At 60.9% G+C, this 22,005-nt stretch carries 21 protein-coding genes and 1 pseudogene; 12 read left to right on the top strand and 10 right to left on the bottom strand.

The window, feature by feature from the left end; genetic code table 11:
- The first annotated feature begins 392 nt into the window (after nucleotides 1-392).
- Both DUT91_RS21190 and DUT91_RS21185 read left to right on the top strand, forming a co-directional pair.
- Entirely contained in the window at nucleotides 393-650 is a 258-nt protein-coding gene (locus DUT91_RS21190; protein WP_114442476.1) for a FitA-like ribbon-helix-helix domain-containing protein, read from the top strand.
- Nucleotides 647-1,072 carry a type II toxin-antitoxin system VapC family toxin gene (locus tag DUT91_RS21185; RefSeq protein ID WP_114442475.1) on the top strand — a complete coding sequence of 142 codons (426 nt, stop codon included), beginning with the start codon at nucleotides 647-649 and terminating at the stop codon, nucleotides 1,070-1,072. The genes DUT91_RS21190 and DUT91_RS21185 overlap by 4 nt, the downstream gene beginning before the upstream one ends.
- A 451-nt stretch (nucleotides 1,073-1,523) precedes the next feature.
- Here the strand turns inward: DUT91_RS21185 and DUT91_RS21180 are convergent, their stop codons facing one another.
- The 7 genes from DUT91_RS21180 to DUT91_RS21150 form a co-directional block, all read right to left on the bottom strand.
- Nucleotides 1,524-3,905, bottom strand: a complete 2,382-nt coding sequence (locus DUT91_RS21180) for an aldehyde dehydrogenase family protein (protein ID WP_114442474.1) — start codon at nucleotides 3,903-3,905, stop codon at nucleotides 1,524-1,526.
- Between the two features lie 10 nt (nucleotides 3,906-3,915).
- Complete coding sequence (deoC, locus tag DUT91_RS21175; RefSeq protein ID WP_114442473.1) at nucleotides 3,916-4,875, bottom strand: deoxyribose-phosphate aldolase; 960 nt, start codon at nucleotides 4,873-4,875, stop codon at nucleotides 3,916-3,918.
- Entirely contained in the window at nucleotides 4,868-5,839 is a 972-nt protein-coding gene (gene rbsK / locus DUT91_RS21170) for a ribokinase (protein ID WP_114442472.1), read from the bottom strand. The genes deoC and rbsK overlap by 8 nt, the downstream gene beginning before the upstream one ends.
- Before the next feature lie 69 nt (nucleotides 5,840-5,908).
- The gene (locus tag DUT91_RS21165; protein WP_114442471.1) at nucleotides 5,909-6,919 is read right to left on the bottom strand and encodes an ABC transporter permease; all 1,011 of its coding nucleotides are present in this window, start codon (nucleotides 6,917-6,919) and stop codon (nucleotides 5,909-5,911) included.
- A 14-nt stretch (nucleotides 6,920-6,933) separates the two neighbouring features.
- Entirely contained in the window at nucleotides 6,934-7,911 is a 978-nt protein-coding gene (locus tag DUT91_RS21160; RefSeq protein WP_114442470.1) for an ABC transporter permease, read from the bottom strand.
- A 9-nt stretch (nucleotides 7,912-7,920) separates the two neighbouring features.
- Nucleotides 7,921-9,417, bottom strand: a complete 1,497-nt coding sequence (locus DUT91_RS21155; protein ID WP_114442469.1) for a sugar ABC transporter ATP-binding protein — start codon at nucleotides 9,415-9,417, stop codon at nucleotides 7,921-7,923.
- A 97-nt stretch (nucleotides 9,418-9,514) separates the two neighbouring features.
- Nucleotides 9,515-10,561 (bottom strand): autoinducer 2 ABC transporter substrate-binding protein, encoded by a 1,047-nt coding sequence (locus DUT91_RS21150; protein WP_114442468.1) that lies wholly within the window; start codon nucleotides 10,559-10,561, stop codon nucleotides 9,515-9,517.
- A 219-nt stretch (nucleotides 10,562-10,780) separates the two neighbouring features.
- Between DUT91_RS21150 and DUT91_RS21145 the strand changes: the two genes are divergently transcribed.
- The gene (locus DUT91_RS21145) at nucleotides 10,781-11,518 is read left to right on the top strand and encodes a DeoR/GlpR family DNA-binding transcription regulator (protein WP_114442467.1); all 738 of its coding nucleotides are present in this window, start codon (nucleotides 10,781-10,783) and stop codon (nucleotides 11,516-11,518) included.
- Between the two features lie 151 nt (nucleotides 11,519-11,669).
- Here DUT91_RS21145 and DUT91_RS21140 read toward each other — a convergent pair whose 3' ends face one another.
- On the bottom strand, nucleotides 11,670-12,074 hold the full coding sequence (locus tag DUT91_RS21140; RefSeq protein ID WP_114442466.1) for a type II toxin-antitoxin system VapC family toxin: 405 nt from the start codon (nucleotides 12,072-12,074) through the stop codon (nucleotides 11,670-11,672).
- On the bottom strand, nucleotides 12,074-12,319 hold the full coding sequence (locus DUT91_RS21135; protein ID WP_114442499.1) for a type II toxin-antitoxin system VapB family antitoxin: 246 nt from the start codon (nucleotides 12,317-12,319) through the stop codon (nucleotides 12,074-12,076). The genes DUT91_RS21140 and DUT91_RS21135 overlap by 1 nt, the downstream gene beginning before the upstream one ends.
- A gap of 521 nt (nucleotides 12,320-12,840) precedes the next feature.
- On the opposite strand from DUT91_RS21135, the gene DUT91_RS21130 reads away from it, so the two are divergent.
- The 7 genes and pseudogenes from DUT91_RS21130 (at nucleotide 12,841) to DUT91_RS21100 (ending at nucleotide 19,262) form a co-directional block, all read left to right on the top strand.
- A complete protein-coding gene (locus tag DUT91_RS21130) occupies nucleotides 12,841-13,785 on the top strand; it encodes a helix-turn-helix transcriptional regulator (protein WP_114442465.1) in 945 nt (314 codons plus the stop codon).
- A gap of 725 nt (nucleotides 13,786-14,510) precedes the next feature.
- Nucleotides 14,511-15,428 carry an MBL fold metallo-hydrolase gene (locus DUT91_RS21120; RefSeq protein WP_425373830.1) on the top strand — a complete coding sequence of 306 codons (918 nt, stop codon included), beginning with the start codon at nucleotides 14,511-14,513 and terminating at the stop codon, nucleotides 15,426-15,428.
- Nucleotides 15,429-15,505: 77 nt separating this feature from the next.
- Complete coding sequence (locus DUT91_RS21115) at nucleotides 15,506-15,736, top strand: hypothetical protein (protein WP_114442462.1); 231 nt, start codon at nucleotides 15,506-15,508, stop codon at nucleotides 15,734-15,736.
- Between the two features lie 203 nt (nucleotides 15,737-15,939).
- A complete protein-coding gene (locus tag DUT91_RS21110; RefSeq protein ID WP_114442461.1) occupies nucleotides 15,940-16,692 on the top strand; it encodes an SDR family oxidoreductase in 753 nt (250 codons plus the stop codon).
- Nucleotides 16,693-16,744: 52 nt separating this feature from the next.
- Nucleotides 16,745-16,932: pseudogene (locus DUT91_RS26805) on the top strand (cupin domain-containing protein); the annotation flags it as partial.
- Nucleotides 16,933-17,049: 117 nt separating this feature from the next.
- Nucleotides 17,050-17,886: an alpha/beta fold hydrolase gene (locus DUT91_RS21105; protein ID WP_114442498.1), complete on the top strand. Its 837-nt coding sequence runs from the start codon at nucleotides 17,050-17,052 to the stop codon at nucleotides 17,884-17,886.
- A gap of 170 nt (nucleotides 17,887-18,056) precedes the next feature.
- Nucleotides 18,057-19,262 carry an NAD(P)/FAD-dependent oxidoreductase gene (locus DUT91_RS21100; RefSeq protein WP_114442460.1) on the top strand — a complete coding sequence of 402 codons (1,206 nt, stop codon included), beginning with the start codon at nucleotides 18,057-18,059 and terminating at the stop codon, nucleotides 19,260-19,262.
- Nucleotides 19,263-19,450: 188 nt separating this feature from the next.
- Here the strand turns inward: DUT91_RS21100 and DUT91_RS21095 are convergent, their stop codons facing one another.
- On the bottom strand, nucleotides 19,451-20,620 hold the full coding sequence (locus DUT91_RS21095) for a low temperature requirement protein A (protein WP_160113686.1): 1,170 nt from the start codon (nucleotides 20,618-20,620) through the stop codon (nucleotides 19,451-19,453).
- Between the two features lie 254 nt (nucleotides 20,621-20,874).
- Between DUT91_RS21095 and DUT91_RS21090 the strand changes: the two genes are divergently transcribed.
- Together DUT91_RS21090 and DUT91_RS21085 are read left to right on the top strand one after the other, a co-directional pair.
- Nucleotides 20,875-21,336: a carboxymuconolactone decarboxylase family protein gene (locus tag DUT91_RS21090; protein ID WP_114442458.1), complete on the top strand. Its 462-nt coding sequence runs from the start codon at nucleotides 20,875-20,877 to the stop codon at nucleotides 21,334-21,336.
- A gap of 125 nt (nucleotides 21,337-21,461) precedes the next feature.
- Nucleotides 21,462-21,995 (top strand): RrF2 family transcriptional regulator, encoded by a 534-nt coding sequence (locus DUT91_RS21085; RefSeq protein ID WP_114442457.1) that lies wholly within the window; start codon nucleotides 21,462-21,464, stop codon nucleotides 21,993-21,995.
- The last annotated feature ends 10 nt before the right edge of the window (nucleotides 21,996-22,005 follow it).

The following is a 22,005-nucleotide window of genomic DNA, read 5'->3' as shown; positions in this document are numbered from 1 at the left end:
CGGACCACATTGCCGAAAGCAGTGAAGACGTTCTTAGGTCGCCCCTCACGCGGGGGCGTGGATCGAAGCCCATAACGCTTCGACGCCCGATTGAGAGCCTCTTCGCTGCACGGCGCAGCGCCGTGGCGGCGGCGCCGATGACGATGATCCAGAGCGCAATGACGAGGATCTCATCGCGGCCGTTCCAGAGCGATGCGAGGAGCGCAAGGAGTGCCGCGGCCGTGACCACCGCCATGCGGTGCTGCTTGAGAAATTACAGCTTGCTACTCTAAACGGGTAGCGTCACTTACCGTAGCGCCCTCTCCTCGAAGTGTTTGGAACGAGTTTGGTTGAAAATGTGATTGCAATTTGCTATTTTGCATTCAATGCCAGCATTCACGAGGATATCAAACATGACCTCCATCACCATTCGCAACGTTCCCGATGAAGTGCATCGCGCCATTCGTGTCCGAGCAGCCCTACACGGGCGGAGCGCCGAAGCCGAAATCCGAAGCATTCTAGAACAGGCAGCCAAGCCAGAAGGCAGGCTGAAGCTCGGTACATTGCTGACTTCCATTGCTCGTGAAGCAGGTGGTCTGACAGACAGCGAGGCGGAAGGTTTTAACAAGCTTCGCGACAAAACGCCGGCCGAGCCGATGAGCTTCGAATGATTGTTCTCGATACCAATGTCATTTCCGAGTTGTGGAAGATTAAGCCGGATTCCCGCGTACTTGCCTGGATCGATGCACAAATGGTCGAAACCCTCTATATTTCGACCATCACGGTTGCCGAGCTGCGCTTCGGCGTGGCGTCGATGCCAGAGGGCAACCGCAGGACGACCTATCAGGATCGATTGGAAAAAGAGGTGTTGCCCGCCTTCACGGGACGGATTCTTTCGTTTGACCTGGGCGCGTCGCAAGCCTATGCCACCCTCATGGCTGGCGCGAGGAAGATCGGTAAGGCCATTGGCAAGGCAGATGGTTACATCGCTGCCACAGCCGCAGCCCGCGGTCTGATAGTTGCCACGCGCGACACCAGCCCGTTCGAAGCTGCTGGCCTGAAGATAATCAACCCTTGGGGCTTGTCACAATAAGCCATGCCATGCCGCATTACACCACTATCAGACGACCTGATCGGCTACCGCCCCCTGCTCCCGGCGCGATCGCCGTATCTGACTTCGTTCCTCGTCTGAAGCTCCGTTTGTGCCTTACTGTAATCTTCCCCTACTCCGTCCGACAGCGCATGGGCAACAACGGCAATCTTGTCGAGACGGTCGGGCTCAACAGCACGCGATTGAGAATACGATTTGGTCCACCAGAACGCCAAATCTCCTGCACCTTCCTTGGAGCGTCTACCCCGCGCGGGCAATCGAGAAACTGCATGTCGAGGCAGCTCGTCAAATGCCCGAACGATCCATGCCGGTATCGCGCGTATCGAGGCATTGGGGCTTTGGCGTCGAGGAGATCATGCGCCGCCTTTTTCGCACGCTATAGGGATAAGGCCGCGCGAGTATCGCGAATGCTTTGGAGCGACATAGAACGCGATTAGGCGCCGTATGGCACCCAGATCGTCTTGATCTGCGTGGCACGCTCCATCCAGTCGCGACCGCGCCCGACGGCGTCGTCGCTCCAGTCGAGCGCACGCCCGCCATTGGTCCAGACCTGCTTCAGATTACCGGCGGAAAGCGCCTCGACACGCGCGGCACCTTCTTTCCCGCCGTGATACCAGATGCCATCCACTGCATCATGCTCGGCAAGGGTAATTGCCAGCACATCGCGCTCGCCGGTAATGAGGTTGACAACACCACCCGGCAGATCGGAGGTATCGAAGACCTGGAACAGGGGCTGCGCGATGAGCGCATGGGCACCAGATGGCACGGCGACCACGCGGTTGCCGGTGGCAATCAGCGGCAGCACCAGCGACATCAGGCCCAGAAGCGGCGCCTCGTCAGGGGCGAGCACACCCACCACGCCGAGCGGTTCTTTCAGCGAAAGCGTAAGGTGACGTGGCTTGGTCGCATGGACCGCACCGTCATCCTTGTCGGCGAGACCGGCATAGTAGAAGCAACGCTCGATCGTCTGGCGCACCTCGCCCTCGGCCTGCTCCTTGGAGACGCCCGTCATGGCGCGGATCTGCGCGGCAAGCTCGTCGGCGCGAACGGAGATGTTTTCGGCGATGAAATAGACCACCTGCGCGCGGCCATGCGCATTCGCAGCCCAGGCCTTCGCCTTGAGGGCCGCCTCAACCGCATCGCGCACATCCTTGCGGCTGGAGAGGGGAGCAAGGCCCAGGACGCTGCCCTTGGGTGCGCGCACGACATAGCTTGCCCCGCCATCAGGCCGGGCCTGCTTGCCGCCGACATAGTTCTTCATGGTGCGGTCGACGAGAGCGTCAGACGAACCTTCGGTGGCCGTGGAGGCGGTGAAGTCGACTGCCACGGGCTTATACGGCTTCTCAGCCTTGCCGCCCTTGCGCTTGAGGTAGCCGGCCATGCCCTCGCGCGCGCCTTCGCGGCCATAACCGCTTTCCTTCATGCCCCCGAAAGGAGCATTGGCGTCGAACATGTTGGTGGCGTTTATCCAGACGACCCCTGCCTTCACCCGCGCTGCAAGCTCGGTCGCGGCATTGATGTTTTCCGACCAGATGGAAGCGGAAAGGCCGTAGGCCGTGTTGTTGGCGAGTTCCACCGCCTCGTCGATTGTGCGGAAGGTGGTGGTGACGGCGATGGGTCCGAAGATTTCGACCTGCGAAACGGTCGCCGCCGGATCGGCATCGGCAAAGAATCCGGGGGCGATGAAGTGACCGCGCTCGGGAAGCGAGCAAGTGGCCTGCTCGAGGCGATAGCCTTCCGCATCCGCGCCCTGAAGCAGCGCCTCTATGCGAGCCTTCTGGCCGGCGGAAACAATGGCGCCCATATCGGTGGTCTTGTCGAGCGGATCGCCAACGCGCAGATGGTTCATGCGCGCGCGCAGCTTTTCAAGGAAGCGCTCGGCAATCCCCTCCTGGACGAGAAGGCGCGAGCCCGCGCAGCAGACCTCGCCCTGGTTGAACCAGACGCCATCGACGACACCTTCCACCGCCGCATCCAGATCGGCATCCGCGCAGATGACGAAGGGCGACTTGCCGCCAAGCTCAAGCGACAGCTTCTTTCCCGAGCCCGCCGTCGCACGGCGGATTTCGCGACCGACAGCGGTCGAGCCGGTGAAGGCGATCTTGGCGATATCCGGATGGCGCACGATAAGCGCGCCTGTCTTAGCCCCGCCATGAACGATATTCACGACCCCCTTGGGCAGACCGATCTCCACCAGGAGCTCGGCGAAGGCGATGGCCGTCAAAGGCGTCAGGTCGGCGGGCTTGAGAACCACCGTGTTGCCGGCCGCAAGTGCGGGGGCAATCTTCCATGCGAGCATCAGGAGTGGAAAGTTCCACGGGATGACCTGCCCGCACACACCCACGGCCTCGCGATCGGTGAATTCGGTTTCGGCCACCGCCGCCCAACCCGCATGGTGGTAGAAATGGCGGATGACCAGCGGAATGTCGGCCGTGCGGCTCTCGCGGATCGCCTTGCCATTGTCGAGGCTTTCCAACACGGCAAAGAAGCGCTCGCGCTTGTGAAGCTGGCGGGCGATGGCATAGAGGTAGCGGCTGCGCTCGAAGCCTGAAAGCTTCGACCAGGCGGGGAATGCTTTCGCGGCGGCGGCGACGGCGGCATTTACCTCCGCTTCGCCGGCGGCGGGAATGCGCGCCAGGGTCTCGCCATTGGCCGGGTTTTCGACGGCGATCTCCGTGGCATCCGCGCCCGTGAAGCTGCCATTGATGAAATGACCGAAGGCGCGCCCGCGGGCTTCCAGCCAGCCCACCACATCGGTGGTGGCCTCTGGTGCCGGACCGTAATCCATGGTTTGCATGATGTCCTTGATGTTCATTTGTCAGACCTCAGCTTAAGGCGTGGTGCGCGGCGCTGGCATAGCGACCGGTGACGTGATGTTCGAGCTGACGCTCGATATCGGCGAGCATCGACGATGCGCCGAGGCGGAAGAGGTCGGCCTCCATCCACGGACCGCCTAGTTCCTCCTTCATGAGGGCCAGCCAATTCATGGCATCCTTGGCGGTCTTCAGCCCACCGGCGGGCTTGAAGCCCACCTTGTGGCCGGTGAGATCGCGATAATCGCGAAGGGACCTGAGCATGACCAGCGAGACCGGGAGTGTCGCGTTTTCCGGCTCCTTGCCCGTGGAGGTCTTGATGAAGTCGGAGCCCGCCTGCATCGCAACCATGGAGGCGCGATAGACATTGGTGAGCGTGCCTAGTTCGCCGGTCGCCAGGATCGCCTTCATATGCGCCTCGCCGCAGGCCTCGCGCATGGCGCGAATCTCATCATAGAGCGCCTGCCAGTTGCCGAGCAGCGCATGCTCGCGGGTGATCACGATGTCGATCTCGGCAGCACCTTCTTCCACCGCATAGCGGATTTCGGCCAGCCGCTGGGCAAGCGGCGTCAGGCCGGCGGGAAAACCGGTCGCGACGGAAGCCACCGGAATGCCCGAGCCTTCGAGCGCCTTCACCGCATGGGGCACCATGGTGGGATAGACGCAGACTGCACCCGTCTTCAAGCCGATATCGCCAACGCCAAGCGCGTCGAGAATGTCCTGGCGCACGGGCTGGCGCGCCTTGTTGCACAGCCGGCGCACGCGCCCCGGCGTGTCGTCACCGGCAAGCGTCGTGAGGTCGATGCACTGGATGGCGCGCAGAAGCCAGGCGGCCTGATGGGCCTTCTTTACCGTGCGTGCACTGGTGAGTGAGGCGGCGCGACGCTCGGCTGCTGAGCGATTGACCTGTACATCCTCGAACCACCCGCGCTCCAGCGCGGTGCCGGGATTGCGTTCATGACTTTCAGACATTGGAAGCCCCTTGTGGTGCAGAGGGGCCCAAGCCCTCGCAAAATGACACGAATTCCTCGGCAGAGGCGTAGGATTTCTGAGTTCCGCGCCGTCCGACAGACTGCGCCGCATAGCGCGCGGCCTGTTTCAGCGCTTCTTCCGTATCCCCCGTTGCGGCGAAGAAATGACTGAAGGAACCAATGAAGGCATCGCCCGCACCCGTGGTATCCACCGGTGTCACGCGCACCGGATCGATGGGCGTGACCTTATCCGCTGTCACCAGACGCGCACCGCGCCCACCGAGGGTGACAATGACCGTGCCGATACCCTGCTCGATCAGGCTGCGGGCGGCCGAAGCGATTTCTTCCTCGCTGCCAGTCGGCATGCCCGAAAGCTGCGCAAGTTCGCTTTCATTGGGGACGAGAAAGCTGAGGCTGCGCAGGTCCCCCACATTGAGCTCCGGCGTGGCCGGTGCAGGATTGAGGATCGTCGGCACACCCCATTCGGCGGCGCGCTTCACCGTGTGGCGCACGGTATCCAGCGGCACTTCAAGCTGCATCAAGATGAGATCGGCCTGGCGCAGCGTCTCTTCCGCAGCATCCACATCGGCGGGCAGGAGATCGGCATTGGCGCCCTTGACGATGAGGATGGCGTTTTCTCCCGACGGCTCCACGAAGATGGGCGCCACGCCGGAAGATTTGCCTTCCACTTTCGCGACATGGCGCGTGTCGATGCCGTATTGGGCAAAATTGCGCAGCGTGTTCTCGCCAAACAGGTCATCACCGACCTTGGTGACCATGCTCACCTGAGAACCAAGCTTGGCTGCAGCAACCGCCTGGTTGGCGCCCTTGCCGCCGCAACCGATCTCGAAGCTTGGCGCTTCCAGCGTCTCGCCGGGAGCGGGCATGCGGGTAATATAGGTGATCAGGTCGACCATGTTGGAGCCGACAACGGCAATGCGACCGGCGCGTTCTTGAACATCCATGGGCTCAGTCCTTGTTGAAAGTCTTGGTGCCGGCAGACGGGCCAACGGCCTTTGAGCGTCCGAAAGAGCTCATTTCCGCGACCTCAGATAGTTGATGGCGATGACCAGCACGAGGAAACCGCCCCAGACCGCGTCGATCATGAAGTTGGAGGTGCGCATCATCTGCATGCCCGATGACAGGAACATGAGCGCCACGAGAGCCAGCAGCACGCCCAGAACCTTGCCCTTGCCGCCGGCGGGGTTCGTGCCGCCCAGAACCGCGATCAGAACCGCCTGGAGCAGGTAGGATGCACCGAAATCAGCCTTGGCGGAGTTCGTGCGGCCCGAAAGCAGGATGCCCGCGATCGCCGCCATGACGCCCGTCAGCGCATAAGAGTAAAGGATCATCCGCGAGCTTCTGATACCGGCGAAAACGGCGGCGCGCGCATTGGTGCCGATCAGCATCAAGTTGACGCCGAGATGGGTGCGGCGCAGCAGGATCGCGACGATCGCCGCCACCACGATCAGCACCCAGAAGGGGGCGGCGATGCCGAGCAACTTGCCCGTGCCGAGCCAGTTCCAGGTCTGCGGAAAGCCGACGATGGCCGGACCGCCGGTCAGCACCAGCGCGAGGCCAGCGAAGACCTGGCCCGTGCCTAGCGTCGCAAGGATCGGGATGATGCGCAGGCGCGAGATCAGGATGCCGTTCAAGAGACCTGCGGAAAGGCCCACCGTGAGCGCGATGAGGACCCCCATGATCGTGTGCAAGACGACGCCCGCGCCACCCGCCGCGATGGCTTCAGCCACCGCCGGATGGCGGAAATAGATGCCTGCGGTGATGGCGGCCAGATTGGCGATGCCGACGATCGAGAGGTCGATGCCGCCCGTCAGCATGGCCACCATCATGGCGATGGAGAGAATGCCGAGTTCCGGCATCACATAGGTGATGGACTCGAAATTGTAGTAGCGCAGGAACTTGTCTGGATTCATGGCCGACATCAGCACGAAGATCGCGAGCGTGATCACGCCCAGCTGTATGATGGAGGCGTCTTCGCCGAGCAGACGGCGGAAGAAGGGCTTGTTTTCGGCCTTGGCGGTCATTGTGCTCCCTCCCCTCAAGCCAGTTTCTTGCGGTCGCGCCAGGCCGTGATTGCCGTGGCGAGAATGATGATGGCGCCCACGACCACGCGTTGCCAGGTGGTGTCCACCTTCATCAGGATCAGCGAGTTCTTGACCATGACCAGCGTGAAGACGCCGATCATCGTGCCGAGAACCGAGCCGCGCCCGCCGAAGATCGACGCGCCGCCGAGAACGACAGCCGCGATCACGTCGAGCTCCAGCCCGACGAAGTCGCGCGGATTGGCCTGCCAGATCATGGAACTGTGCAGCAGGCCCGCGAAACCGGCGAGCAGTCCCGCCGTGCAGTAGACGAAGTAGATCGTGCGGCGGGTGTTGACGCCCGCACGGCGCGCCGCCTCCGGATCGCCGCCATAGGCATAGACGGAGCGCCCGGTCATGGTGTGCCTGAGCACGAAATGGATCACCAAGGCGATCGCCCCATAGACCAGGACCATCGCCGTCAGACCGACATTGGCACCGTTCGACGCGGTTGCCGCAGCGATGTCCTGGCTTCCGAAGGCGATGAGCCCGTGGGGCATCTTGTTGATATTGACGATGGAGGTGCCCAGCAACCCCAGCACCAGGCCGCGCACGATGGAGGCCGTGCCCAGCGTCACGATCAGCGGGATCATCTTGAAGCGATCGATGATGAACGCGTTGAAAGCTCCGAGCCCCACACCGATCACGCAGGCTGCCATGAAAGGCAGGAGCACGCCGTCATAGTCGAGCGTGACCATGGTGCGAACGGTGATGTAGAGCGCCGCCGCTGCGATGGCGGGAAACGATACGTCGATGCCGCCCGAAATCATGACCAGCAGCACGCCGAGCGCCATGATGCCGATGATGACATTGGACTTGGCGAGGCTGAACAGGTTGCCCACGCCCCAAAAGGCGGGATTGACCAGCCCGATCAGCACCATCGCCAGAATGAGGACGACGGCGATCACGGCTTCCGTGGATTGTAACCTTCTCATCGGGCTGCCCTATTTCAACGCCTTCAGGCTGTCATTGATTTGGTCTTCGCTCATGGCCTGGCCTTCGAAATGCGCGACGAACCGCCCGCCATGCATGACGTGGATGCGATTGCAGTTGCCGGTGAGTTCCGGCACGTCGTCGGAGATCATCACGACCGCCAGCCCCTCCTTGTGCGCCAGATCACGGATGATCTTGTGGATCTTGGCCTTGGAGCCGACATCCACCCCCACGGTCGGGCCGTTCAGGATCAGGATCTTCGCGCCCGTCAGCAGCCACCGGCCAAGCATCACGCGCTGCGCATTGCCGCCGGACAGATTGCCAACCGCCGTATCCGCCGAGGGCGCTGCGATCTGCATGGTGGCGAACATGTCCTCGGTTTTCGAGCGCATGGCCTTGCGGTCGAGGAATAGCCCTTTTCGCAGGCGGTCCATGATGGAGACCACCATGTTGCGTTCGATGGACTGGGTCAGGAACAGGCCTTCGCTCAACCGATCCTCCGGCACATAGGCGATCCCAAGTCCGATCGCTTCTTGCACCGAGCGGGGAAATATGTCGCGTCCCCCGATGCGGAACGTGTCGGCTCTGGCATTTTCCATGCCGAAAAGCGCACGCGCCAGTTCGGTGCGGCCCGATCCGATCAGGCCGGAAATGCCGACGATCTCACCGGGACGCAGTTCCAGGTCGACGCCTTCCACTATGCCGGGCACGCAAAGGTTCTTCACCTCCAGCACGGGTGCGGTGTCGGCGGAAATATTCGCCACATAGGGCTGTTCTTCAAGCTCCAAGCCCGTCATCGCGCGGGTGATAGCCGGCTCGTCGAATTCCGACATCTGGCCTTCCGCAACTTTCTTGCCATTGCGGAAGACGGTCAGCCGGTCGGAGATTTCCAGCATCTCGCGCATCTTGTGGCTGACGAAAAGAACGGCGATACCCTGGGCTTGAAGGTCGCGCACGATGGCGAAGAGCGCGTCCACCTCGTGACGCGTCAGCGCGGTGGTGGGTTCGTCCATGATGATGAGGCGGGCTTCGGCGAGGATCGCGCGGGCAATGGCCACGATCTGCTTTCCCGAAGTCGGCAGCGTCTCGACATCGGCGTCGATGTCAAGCTCGACATCGAGCCTTGCCAGCACTTCGCGCGCCATCTTGCGGGCCCGCGCCCAGTCCATGCGGCCGCGGCCTTCGAGAATGTAGGTGTTGAGGGCCAGGTTCTCCGCGACGGTGAGGTTTCCGAACAGGGAAAAGTCCTGCCAGATGACCTGGATGCCATTCTGCACGGCCTTGATCGGATCGAGCTTCGACACCGGCTCGCCGCTGATGAGAATCTGGCCTTCTTCCGGCGTGTAGACGCCGGACATGACTTTGATGATGGTGGATTTCCCGGATCCGTTCTCGCCGGCCAGACAGTGGATCTCGCCTGGGCGGATGTTCATCGAAACAGAATCCAGTGCGCGCACACCGCCGAAGCGTTTGCTGATATTTTTCAGCTCGATCAGATTTTCGGACATTTTTTCTCCGGCAAGCTCTGACAGGACGCTGCGCTGCTTGAGCGCAGGTCGGGCCGACGCCCGCCTGCATCAAGGCGGGCGTCGGCTTGAACGATGATCAGAAGTTGTACTTGTCCATGTTTTCGGCGGTCACACCGACCCAGCCTGCACCATAAAGCAGGTTCGGGCGGCTCGCGTCCGGCGTGGCGAGAGAAGTATAGCCCTCGAGGCCGAGATTGAGACCTGCCTTGATCTGGTCTTTTTTGCCTTCGAGCGCGGCGACGGCCAGCATATTCATGGCGTAGCCTGCTACGGCCGGATCCCAGAACTGGATGTACTGGATGTCACCTTTGGCGAGATACTCACCCGCCACGGAAGGCAGGCCCGTTCCGGCGAAGAAGACCTTGTCCTTCAGTCCGCCCTCGGCGATCAGGCGGCCGGCACCCGCCGAAGTCGGCATGGGCGCACCAAGGATGCCCTTGATGTCGGGATAGGTGGTCATGGCCTCTTTCAGCTTGGTGTAGTCGGTTGCCGCGTCGTCATAGGTTTCCAGACGGTCGCCGACCATTTCCATGTCGGGAAAGTTTTTCTTCTGGTAGGCAACGGCGCCATCGATCCATTCCATCTGGCTCTTGGACGTGAGCGAGCCGACCGTGGTGACATATTTGCCCTTGCCACCCATATATTTGCCAAGCTCCTTCATGAGATTGGCGCCATAGGCGAGATTGTCGAAGGCTTCCAGGTCATAATCGGTGTTCTGCAGGTTGGAGGCCTCGTGCGAAATCACGACGATACCGCGGTCACGGGCTTTCTTCAGCACCGGCTCGACGGCCTCCACCGAGAACGGAACGACGACAATCGCGTCAACGCCCTGCGCGATGAGGTTCTCGATGATCTGCACCTGGGCTGCGGCGTCGGCCTGGCTGGGACCTACCATCCAAACATCGTTGCCGGTGTCTTCCTTGAACTGCTCCACGCCGTTGCGCATACGGTCGAACCACGCAATGCCGTCGACCTTCACCACCGTGGCAATGGTGTACTTCTTGTCGCCCTTGGTGGCGATCAGGTCCTTGTTGACATTGGTGGTGTCAACAATCTGCTCCGCCATTGCAGACGAAGCCAAGAGTGACAGGGCAACCGAAGCTGCCGTCAGCAAAGTCTTCATAGTAGCTCCTCCTCAACCCCGATGACCTGCAAAAAGCGCTGCAGGCGGGGGCACTTAGTGACAAAATCGATGCAATATTCCGAGAGCGTATTGATCGACACGGCTCATTATGATCATATCCATTCATAACTAGCAACCCTTCGGATTATGTTTGCACTTGCAAAAAATTGGTCCAGAGGCGCAGTGGCGACGTGAGACACACGCTTGGAGAGAACAGACGTGGCCAGACCATCTGGACGGGATTCGCGCATCAAGGCTCTGAAGAAATTATGCGAGGGCGGCGCAATCGTGCATATCGCGGATGCCGCGCAGCAGCTCGAGACTTCCGAGATCACTATCCGCCGTGATCTGGGTGATGGGGATAACGGGATCGTTTGCCTTGGCGGCTACATCATGTCGGCCGAGGAAAAGGGCGAGCGCTATTCGCTAACCCATGCCCAGAGCACCAATATCATGGCCAAGCGCAGAATCGCGCAGGAAGCCGCGAAGCTCATCGAGCCGGAAGACACGGTCTTCATCGATGCCGGTTCCACCCTCCAGCATCTTGCACCCCTCGTGCCGCGGAACGCGAATATCACCGTGGTCACACAGGCCATGAACATCGCCGAATCGATCGTACGTCTCGAAGGGGTGACCCTGCTCATGATCGCTGGCATCTATCATGCCGAAAGCGGCAGCTTCTCCTCCGAGACCGCGTTGCGGATGCTTCGGGAAATCAACATCACCAAGGGCTTCTTCTCCGCCGCCGGCATCCATGAAAATGAAGGCGTGACCTGCTTCCACTTCCACGAGGTCGCGGTGAAGAAGGCGGCGATCGCCCGCTCGCAGCGCCGCTTCCTCGTCTCCGACCCCACCAAATGGGGCAAGCTGCGGCCGGCGACCTTTGCCCATCTTTCCGATTTCGAGGCCTGGATTGGACGCGACGAACTGACCATTCAGCGGGCGGATCGCCTGTAAGACCCACCCATAGGACGCAACGTAAATGGCTAAATTGCATTGCCAGGACACAACATAGCGTATGCGATTGGGACGGAGTCCCGAAAGACCCAATCAAGAGCCTTGAACTGGGCTCAGCCGGGCCCCGCTGGTTCAGTCGTCCATCAGCGAGTCAGGGAACCGTATCGAGATCCGTCTGCCGGAACTCGTCGTCGGTCGCCAGGATTGGCACCCGGTAGTATTTGGCGCAGGCATAGTGGAAACAGTCGCCAAGGTTGAGCCCATGGCGACCGGTGCGGAACCGGTGCGCGGCCGACAGGGCAAGGCTGGTGGTGCGCTCCGCTGGCGGCAGGTCGCGGATCTCGATACCGCGCGCCTCAAGGAACTCCAATATGATTGGCTCAACCGCCTCCACCGAGATATCGAACTTGTCAGGACGCGCGAGGGCGAGGACTGCCTCCAGCACAGCGACGGGAGACGTCATTCGCTCCTGCGCGCCGGCCAGCGCATCGGAAACCCGCTCAGCCTCGGGCTCGTCGGACAGGAGCGCGATGATGGCGCAGGCGTCGACGAACATCAGCCTTCGTCCCACATTTCGTCGAAGGCTTCTTTTGGCAGCGGCTTCCTCGCGCCTTCACGCAGAGCGACGCCATGCTTTTCGCGCAGCCTTGCTGCAGTCTGGAGCGGAGTTTCGGCATTGCGCCGGCGCTCGATCGCCTCTTTCATGGCAATGACGATAGCGTCAGTGATGTTGACGCCGGCTATCTGCGCGAACTTCCGCGTTAGTGCATCGGCCTCGGGATTGTTGACGTTGATCGGCATGGCTGCCTCCATGTAGATACTTACAAATACAATGTAGATTGCCTTGCCTACATTTGCAAGACAAACCCACACAGAAAGGCGGCGCCGAAGCTCCGCCATTTGTGGAAATCAGCCTCGGCTTCTCGTTGCGATACATCCAGGCCAACATAATGCTTCATTGGGGATCTCCTTCGAGCGCTGATGTTCCCTGATACTGAGCGCCTTCAAACGTACGAAGGCGAGCAATTACCTCATGGTGCGGAAAGTTGTCACGGTCTCACATTTGGAGAGGTCATCGACCTTTCTGCTTTTCGACGGCGTGTGGCCCACTCGGTGACAACTCGAAGGCAGCCACGGAATCCTTGGCTCTTGAGTTGCCGCGCACGCACCGACATCGGCCTTGGCGTGGCCGTAATGCACGGTCAGCGGGCTTCGCACAGGGCTGCCTATCCTCAGGTATAGCTCGACCGTCAACACGCGTTGACCTAGCGTCATAATGATGTCGTTTTCGCCCATCTCCTGAAGGTCAAGGCCAATCAGCCATGAATAAGTCCAACTTGCATGATCACTCAGCAAATCCGTCGGCCGTGGCGCAAAACAGCAATGCATCGAATGTCGAGGGGCGTGCTGCCGATGCCGAGATGGCCCGGGCCCTCGGGACCACGCCATTTAGCATGGCATTGGACCCTTCCGGTGGCGGAATCGCCCACTGGAAACATGACCCGTTGCACGATGTCGTCCAGCCCATGAGCGATCATGTCATCATGGCATACAACGGCGTCGTACAGCGCATGGAGCGGCGATCGGGAAGAACTGTTTCGCCGGGAACGTTTCGTCGTGGGGCCGTGGTCATCATTCCGGCTGGATCAAGCTCCCGATGGGATATTCCAAAACCTGTCGATGTCGTTCAGCTCTATCTTCCTCCTGCAATGCTGAAGCGCGTTGCGGAAGAAGCCGAGACCGCGACCAAGGCAGATCTTCTCGACCGAACGGCGCATCACGACCCCGTTATGTCCCAATTGCTCTTGGGCGCGGTCGGTTCCCTGAAAGGCAATGGGCCGCTGGATACCCTGTTCAGGCAACAACTGACGGAACTCCTCGCCACGCGCCTCCTGATGACGCATGTCGGCTCGCCCAACACCGCCCAGCCGGTCGTCGGCGGGCTGTCGCCGATGGTGCTGCGCCGCGCCATCGAACGCTTGCGCTCGAATAGCGATGCAGATGTCTCTCTCGCTGCCCTTGCTTCGGATGCCGGCCTATCGCGCTTCCATTTCTGCCGTTCCTTCAAGGAGAGCACCGGGCTTTCGCCCCATGCCTGGCTGCGCCAATACCGGCTCGATCAGGCAATGGACATGCTGCGTGACCCCGAAATGCCGGTTGTATCCGTTGCCGCGGCGCTCGGCTATTCGTCGCAAACCGCCTTCGCTGCCGCGTTCAGGCAATTGACCGGCGAGACCCCGACCGAATGGCGACTGCGATTGCGTTAGCAGCAGTTTTCTCTTCTGCCACGTCGTGCTCAAGAGCAGTCAGCCATACGCTCCGCCCGCAGCGCAGGCGCATCGATAATGTCGAGATCCCCAAGAAGATTGAAGCGGAATCGCCCGAAGCGACAATCGACCAAATGAGCTGAGTACGTCTCGCCGATTGCTCTTTGGAGGGATATTCATCCGAGCTCGGTGCTGGCGGACAGGAACTCTAATCCCGTCGGCATCATAACCGCGGTCATCCAGCAGCACTGGCTTGGGATGCCGACCTGTTGCGCTCCCAACTCTGCCGCGCTTTCAAAAGTGCACATGGCTCTCGATGCATGTCTGGCTGTGCCAGCTCCGGCCGGAGCAGGCCATGATGATGCTGCGCGAGACCGACGAATCGATCGTCTCGATCGCCGCGGCACTTAGCTACCCTTGCTGGACTGCCCTCGCAGCCGCTGCCAGGAGGCTGACCGGGAATGCTTGAACGATTGGCAGAGGCGCGGTGTTAGCAGCAATCGCTCTATAGCGACGGCAATCGCTCTGGGGCACCCCCAAGTCAAGTTCGATAAATCATCATGGTGACACATCAGCAATGAGCGTGTCACCGATCTCTGACCACCTCATCAGCATGACCGCGTCTCCACGAGGAAGTGCGACCGGGCAGGATCGAACACCAACATCGAACGCAGGAGTTTTCGAAGATGAACCAGATAATTCACTGCCCTCAGCAGGATACAAACATGAACTTGGACAACACCTCGTGTCCCGGTAGACGGAAGCCCGAAGAGTTGGTTCCGTCGCGCTACGCGGTGCGTGTCGGCGAGATTGACGTGCTGGTGATCAGCGATGGGGTGCTACCACTCCCAACCGAAATGCTGGGACACAACGCCGACGCAGCCGCCCGGGCCGCCTGGCTGGGCGACATGTTCCTGCCAGCGGATGTTTTCGACTGGCCGCTGAACGTGGTCGTGGTGCGCAGCGGTGATCGGACCATACTTGTCGATGCGGGCCTAGGACTGGACCCGAATTTGAACCTGCCGCGAGCCGGGCAGTTGGTCAAGCGACTGGAGTCCGCCGGTATCGATCTCGCGTCCGTGACCGACGTGGTACTTACCCATTTGCACATGGACCACATCGGCGGGCTCCTCGTCGACGGCGTGAAAGATCGGCTGCGGCCGGATCTGCGGATCCACGTGGCGGCTGCCGAGGTTAAGTTCTGGGAGTCGCCAGACTTCACCCACGTTCATATGCCGCAGGGTTTCCCGGACGCACTTAGGTCGACCGCTAAGCGGTTTGTGGAAGAGTATCGCAGCCATCTGCGGCAGTTCGACGAGCAATATGAAGTGGCCCCAGGCGTGGTGGTCTATCGCACCGGCGGCCACACTCCCGGGCACAGCATAGTTCGTCTGGCATCCGGTGGCGACCGGCTGACATTCGCCGGCGATGCTGTTTTCGCGGTCGGGTTCGACCAACCCGACTGGTACAACGGCTTCGAGCACGACCCCGAGGAGGCGGCTCGCGTCCGCGTCCGTCTTTTGCGCGAGCTGGCGGCAACCGGCGAACAGCTGGTGGCCACTCACCTGCCGTTCCCATCCGTCTGCCATGTGGCAGCCGATGGCGACGTCTTTCGTTGCGTACCGGTCTTCTGGGACTACTGATCGCTTATCGGGTTACGGCCCAATCAGGGTACGTATCCTTTCGGCAACCAACCACCAACCCTCAATGGAGATAGAACATGAAGAAGATTACTCTTGCCACTGCTGCCCTCGCCTTGAGTGCCGGCGCTGCTTTCGCTGAAAACCCGAATGTCGGCACGCCCGCCGATCTTTATGCCAATGACAGCACACCTGTCGCGGCGCAGAAGGTCGACCATGCCGCTCCGGCTTCGATCAGCAAGTCCACAGCCGACCAGACCAACCCGGCCGCAAACCGCTTCGGCGACGCGTCCCCTGCCAACCAGCAGTAATCCTCCTCTCGACGATCGATCCCACCGGGTTCGATCTTCCGGGATTGCCGACCGCTGGTTGGGGTATGGCCGAACCAGGAGCGTATCTTCAAAGCCGTGCCCAGTTCGGCCGACGAGGTCGATGGCCTGAAGCTACACCCGCAACCGCATTCTGGAAACGCATGGGCAATACGGCGCGCCGAGCGCCACTAATGGAGAAACTTATGAAAATCGTCATCATCGGTGGAACCGGCCTGATCGGTTCAAAGACAGCCCACCGCCTTCGCAAGCAAGGCCATGAAGTCATTGCCGCCGCTCCAAATACCGGCGTCAACACGATCACCGGCGAAGGTCTTGCTGACGCGCTCGCCGGCGCGTCCGTCGTTATTGACCTCGCAAACTCGCCGTCCTTCGAAGACAAGGCCGTGCTCGAATTCTTTGAGACGTCCGGCCGTAATCTGATGGCCGCAGAACGGGCCGCCGGCGTAAAGCATCATATCGCGCTTTCCATCGTTGGCCTGGATCGGCTGCCTGACAGCGGCTACATGCGGGCCAAGGTCGCTCAGGAAACGATCATCCGGGAATCCGGCGTTCCCTATACGATCGTCCACTCGACGCAATTCATGGAATTCCTCGGCGGCATCGCCCAGTCCGGCACGATCGGCGACACGGTGCATCTGTCGCCAGCTTACGTCCAGCCCATCGCCTCGGACGATGTGGCTGACAACATGGCCGCCGTGGCGACGGCCGCGCCGATCAACGGCGTTGTGGAGATCTCGGGGCCGGAGCGCGTCCGGCTGAGCGAGCTTGTTGCTCGCTATTTGAAAGCTATGGGCGATGCTCGCAAGGTCGAGGCAGACCCGGAGGCTCGCTATTTCGGTAGCAAACTCGAAGATGGCTCGCTCGTCTCCGACAACAATCCCGTCATCGGCCACATCACCTTCGAGCAGTGGTTTGCAACCGCAGCGCGGAAATGACCGGGCACCGGTGCGTCGCATAAGGCGGCGCACCTCTATGCGACTGTCCCGGGAGGGTACCAACCGCAGTCAGGCCAATGACGGTCCGGCAAGACCTGCAAGGCCGGGCGAGAGCTTCTCTGAAATGCCAGGAGACCGCCACGGCGTCAGCGAGGATGCCAGCATGACCGAACCGGTGAGTTGCTGGCGGTCTCCGTCGTCGATACCGGTCAGGCAGACCTGACCTTCCCAATCAAGAAGCAGGGCGAAGGGGCCAGCTGTCATCTGCGGCATCCGGCCCATCGTCAAAAATCACTGCTGGTGAGCCCTGCCACGCAGCGGACGCTCACCAGCGATAATTCACCAAAGGATCAGGCAATGCCATATGTTACCACGAAAGACGGCGTCAACATCTTCTACATGGATTGGGGGCCGAAGGGCGCTCAGCCGATCATGTTCCATCATGGTTGGCCGCTGAGCTCGGACGAGTGGGATGCTCAGATGCTCTTCTTCCTCTCCAAGGGTTATCGCGTCATCGCCCATGATCGCCGCGGCCATGGCCGTTCCTCACAGGTCTCCGAAGGCCATGACATGGATCACTATGCGGCGGATGCCTTCGCCGTTGTCGAAGCGCTGCATCTGAAGGCGGTCGTCCATATCGGCCACTCAACCGGTGGCGGCGAGGTCGCCCGCTATGTTGCAAAGCATGGCGAGCCGGCGGGCCGTGTTGCCAAGGCCGTCCTGGTCTCGGCCGTTCCGCCGCTAATGCTTAAGACCGCAGCCAATCCCGAAGGTCTGCCGATCGAAGTTTTCGACGGTTTCCGTGCCGCGCTTGCTGCAAATCGCTCCCAGTTCTACCGCGACGTCCCGGTCGGCCCCTTCTACGGCTTCAACCGCGCGGGCGCCACGGCGCAAGAAGGAGTGGTCCAGAACTGGTGGCGTCAGGGCATGATGGGCAGTGCCAAGGCTCACTACGACGGCATCAAGGCCTTCTCGGAAACCGATCAGACAGAGGACCTGAAGGCCATCACGATTCCGGCACTGGTGCTGCACGGTGAGGACGACCAGATCGTGCCGATCGCGAACTCCGCGCCAAAGTCGGTCAAGCTTCTGAAGAATGGCACCTTGAAGACCTATCCGAATTTCTCGCACGGCATGCTCACCGTCAATGCCGACGTGCTGAACGCGGATCTACTGGCCTTCATCGAGGCTTGACGTCCTCAAGGGCGAGCGAGCTGCGGCAATGAAATGCCTCAGCTCTATGTCGGGGCAGGCGATATCGCTTCGCCGATCCGCATCGTCATCACTCATAAACGGCGCCGCTCATCAAGAGCGGCAACGACGACGCGCGGCCGTTCGAACCAAAAACTCAGAGAGTAGAGAACATGAGAATCGTCATTGTAGGCGCCGGCTTCGCAGGTATGCACGCCGCTCTTTCCTCAGCCCGCCTGCGGGACATCGAAAACGTTTCGCCCGAACAACTCGAGATCGCGCTGGTGGCTCCTCATCCGGTGTTGGTGATCCGCCCTCGGCTTTACGAGCCGAAGCCCGAGACCCTTACTGCGCCTTTGAAGGAGGTGCTTGACGCCGTCAACGTGGTTTACGTGCAAGGCAGCGTCGAAGCTGTCGATACCAAAGCCCGCGCCGTGGACGTCGTTAATTCCAACGGGGAGCGCAAGTCCCTTTGCTATCATCGTCTGGTGATCGCAACCGGTAGTCGGCTGTTCCGCCCGAATATTCCCGGTCTCGCAAAACACGGCTTCAGCGTCGACAATCTCGACGACGCAATCGCCCTCGACCGCCACCTGCACAAGCTTGCGGCTATGCCCGCCTCGAAGGCGCGCGACACCGTCGTTATTGCAGGCGCCGGCTTTACAGGAATCGAGGTGGCAACGGAGATGCCTTCACGCCTGCGGACCATCTTTGCTAAAAATGCCAAACCGCGCGTCATTATCGTCGATCGTAGCCCAACACTCGCCCCGGATATGGGTGAATATCCTCGCCCTATTATTGAAGATGCACTGCGCAACCTCGGCGTCGAGACGCGGCTCAATGCCGGCGTCGCATCGCTGGACGAATCCGGCGTCACGCTGAGCACCGGTGAGCGCATTGAAGCCGCGACCGTGATCTGGGCGGCAGGCTTTCGCGCCGCTCCGCTGACAACGAAAATTCCTGCCGCGCGGGACCATTTTGACCGGCTGCTCGTCGACAAATGGTTGCACGTACTATCCCTGCCTGACGTGTTTGCCAGCGGCGACGCGGCGCGCGCCGCATGCGACGACGTCGGCAACTATGCGCTGATGTCATGCCAGCATGCCACCCGCATGGGCGCCTTCGCGGGCAACAACGCGGCCGCCGAACTGCTGGGTGTGCCGATCCGGCGCTATCACCAGAAGACCTACGTCGTTTGCCTCGACCTTGGCGAAGCCGGCGCAATCTTCACCCGCGGCTGGGATCGCGAGGTGGAGATGGTCGGCGAGGACGCCAAGAAGATCAAGCAGGAGATCAACACGGTGTGGATATATCCGCCGAAGGCTGAACGTGCCGCGGCGCTGGCCTCAGCAGATCCGGAGCGTGTGGCGGATATGTAAGCGCCTCACACGACAAAAGCTGCGCCCTGCGCAAGGGCGCAGCTCACCCAAATCTTCGAGCAACCTGGCAGTCCTCGCGGCCATACGCATGCCCCCAAGCGCTGCGGAGACGTGCCGGATCAGCGTAGCGTATCATCGGCAGTATTCGGATGGTGTCGGCCCCGATCTCTGGAGGTCCCGATCGGCGCTCATGAAATATTCCTTTCTCGGGTGCGCGTCATCCGGCGGCGGAAGAGTGCCGTTGAGATTAGCAGGATCGTGATCAGTTCCATGGCCATGGAGGCGGCTGCGCCGATGATCAGGATGAACGCTGCCACGGCCAATAGAAGCCAACGTCCTGCGCCGCCGAGACAGATACGGTCGCGGATGACCCAGAGCGTTGCGACATAGATCGCCACCGGGAGTGCTATGGCCAGCATCGCCGCTTGCGCGGTGATATGAGCGTCATGGCCCGCTGCCGCCAAGTTGACGGATAAGCCCGCCCCTGTCGCCGCGCCTGCCGCGAACAGGGCAAAGTGGCCGTATCCCCAGAGCAAGGCTTGACCGAGTTTGGCATCCGCCAGATAATCCTCTTCGGTGAAATAAAGTCCCCACATCGAAAATGCGATGGCTGCCGACAGGAGCGCCAACCACAAATGGCTTGGATCCGGCAAGGCACGACCGCCTTGCAAGTGTATCATCGCCGTGATCGCGATGAAACATTCACCCAGAACAATGATGTTCATCAGACCATAGCGTTCGATTATATGGTGACGGTGCCAATTGGTGGCGCCGTGGCGTTCGGCGATCGCGGGCACCGCCAATTCCCCCGCTGCCCCAAGAAGAAACATCGGCAGATAAAGAGCCGTCGGCGGCGGCACGACCGCCACGAGGGCAATCCAGTAAAGCTGCACGACGCTGATTCCGCCCGCATAGCGTAGTGCGGTCCGCCGCCGCTCCGGATCGCCCTTGGCAGCGCCCAACCAGAACACCGCCATTCCCAGACGCATCACGATGAAACCCAGGAGCGCAAGCCAGATGCGCTGTTGGTCGAACACCGCCCCAATTCCGGCTGCGAGGATCAAGGCTCCGAACATGATGACCATCGACAGCACACGGAAACCCGTCGAATTGTCGTCATAAGCGGAAGCGAACCACGTGTAGTTCATCCAGGCCAACCAAATCATGAAGAAGCTGCAGAGAAAGGCGATCACCCCTTGCACGACATGGGCTTGTTCCACGGCGTGGGCCAACCCGTGCGCGGCGGCGGCTATGGCGATCACCGAAGCCAGATCGAACATCAGCTCCAGCGGCGTGGCGACGCGATGCGTCTCGTAACGGTCGCGGGGGGTGAAACAAATGGACATCAGGCGGGTCATTAGAATCAAGTTTCCCTTGGCGTAATTTCGGCATCTTCCTTGCGGGAAGAACAATTGAAAAGACCGCAAGCGGCGCACTGCGCTCATAACCGCATTTGCTCGCCCGCTTTTGACTTAATCGACAGTCCGCCCAAATCCTTCATTCAGGGTGCCATAAACCAAAGTAGCGGGAGTGAGCGCCCCCGGCATGATGGCTCCAACCCGCCACGGCAGGCATAGTTGGCTGTCTTCAACCCGGCACAAGGAAACCGGAAATGACCCCACGTTTTTCTCCTTTTAAAGTTGCTCCCGATCTTATCAAGGCCCTAGTGGGCTTTGAGACCGCAATCGCCGCTGGCGGACTTGAACACAGCCTGGGCGAATTGGTGAAGCTGCGTGCCTCGCAGATCAACGGCTGTGCATTCTGCATCCATATGCATGCGAAGGACGCCCGTTCGCAAGGCGAGACGGAAATGCGGATCATCATGCTCAATGCATGGCGTGACTCACCGCTCTACACCGACCGTGAACGGGCGGCGCTGGCCTGGACCGAATCCTTGACGAAGATCGCCGAGACCGGCGCACCGGATGCTGACTACGAATTGGTGAAAAGCCAGTTCAGCGAAGCGGAAATTATCGATCTGACGATGATGATCGGCGCCATCAATGTCTGGAACCGCATGCAGATCGCCGCGCGCGGAGTTCATCCCGTTCAGCCACCCGTCGCGGTCGCCTGAGTCGCCTCACCCCTCGCGAATATGCCTCCTCCGCCATTGCGGAGCGGAGTACTTCATCGTCAATATCGGTATTGGTCACCGTTTTCGCCTTGCGTCGCATAACGCGGACTGATACAGTCCGCGTTATGGCACATCTGACGGTAGGCGTAGAATATGGCATGCACTGCTTGCTCTGGCTGGCCGGTTCCACCGCGCCTGTGAGCAGCCGTGATCTGGCCGATTTCCAGGGGATCTCCCCAAGCTTTGTCGCCAAGATATTCCCGAAGCTCGAGAAGGCGGGGGTCGTTCGGGCGTCGGAAGGCGTGCGTGGCGGATATCTGCTCGCCAGAACGCCAGACGATATCAGCATCCTGGAAATCATCGATGCGATCGAAGGCGAAAAGCCGCTGTTCGATTGCCAGGAGATCCGCGGCCGCTGCGCGGTGTTCGGTGACCGGCCGCCCGCGTGGGCGACGGCTGGCACATGTGCGATACACGCGGTGATGCTGCGTGCTGAAAAGGCGATGCGCGACTGCCTGGCCAGTCAAACGCTGGCTGACGTGGCACGCGTCCTCGACCGCAAGGCACCGCCCGAATTTTCGGATGACGTTCGCGATTGGCTTGATGAGAGGGGCAAGGCCCGTACCCGCAGGCCCGCTACGCCAAAACTGCCGCCCTGAAATCACGGAG

The sequence above is a fragment of the Paramesorhizobium salinisoli genome (genome assembly GCF_003335045.1).
Lineage (GTDB): Bacteria > Pseudomonadota > Alphaproteobacteria > Rhizobiales > Rhizobiaceae > Paramesorhizobium > Paramesorhizobium salinisoli.
This window is presented reverse-complemented; position numbering and strand designations above follow the sequence as displayed.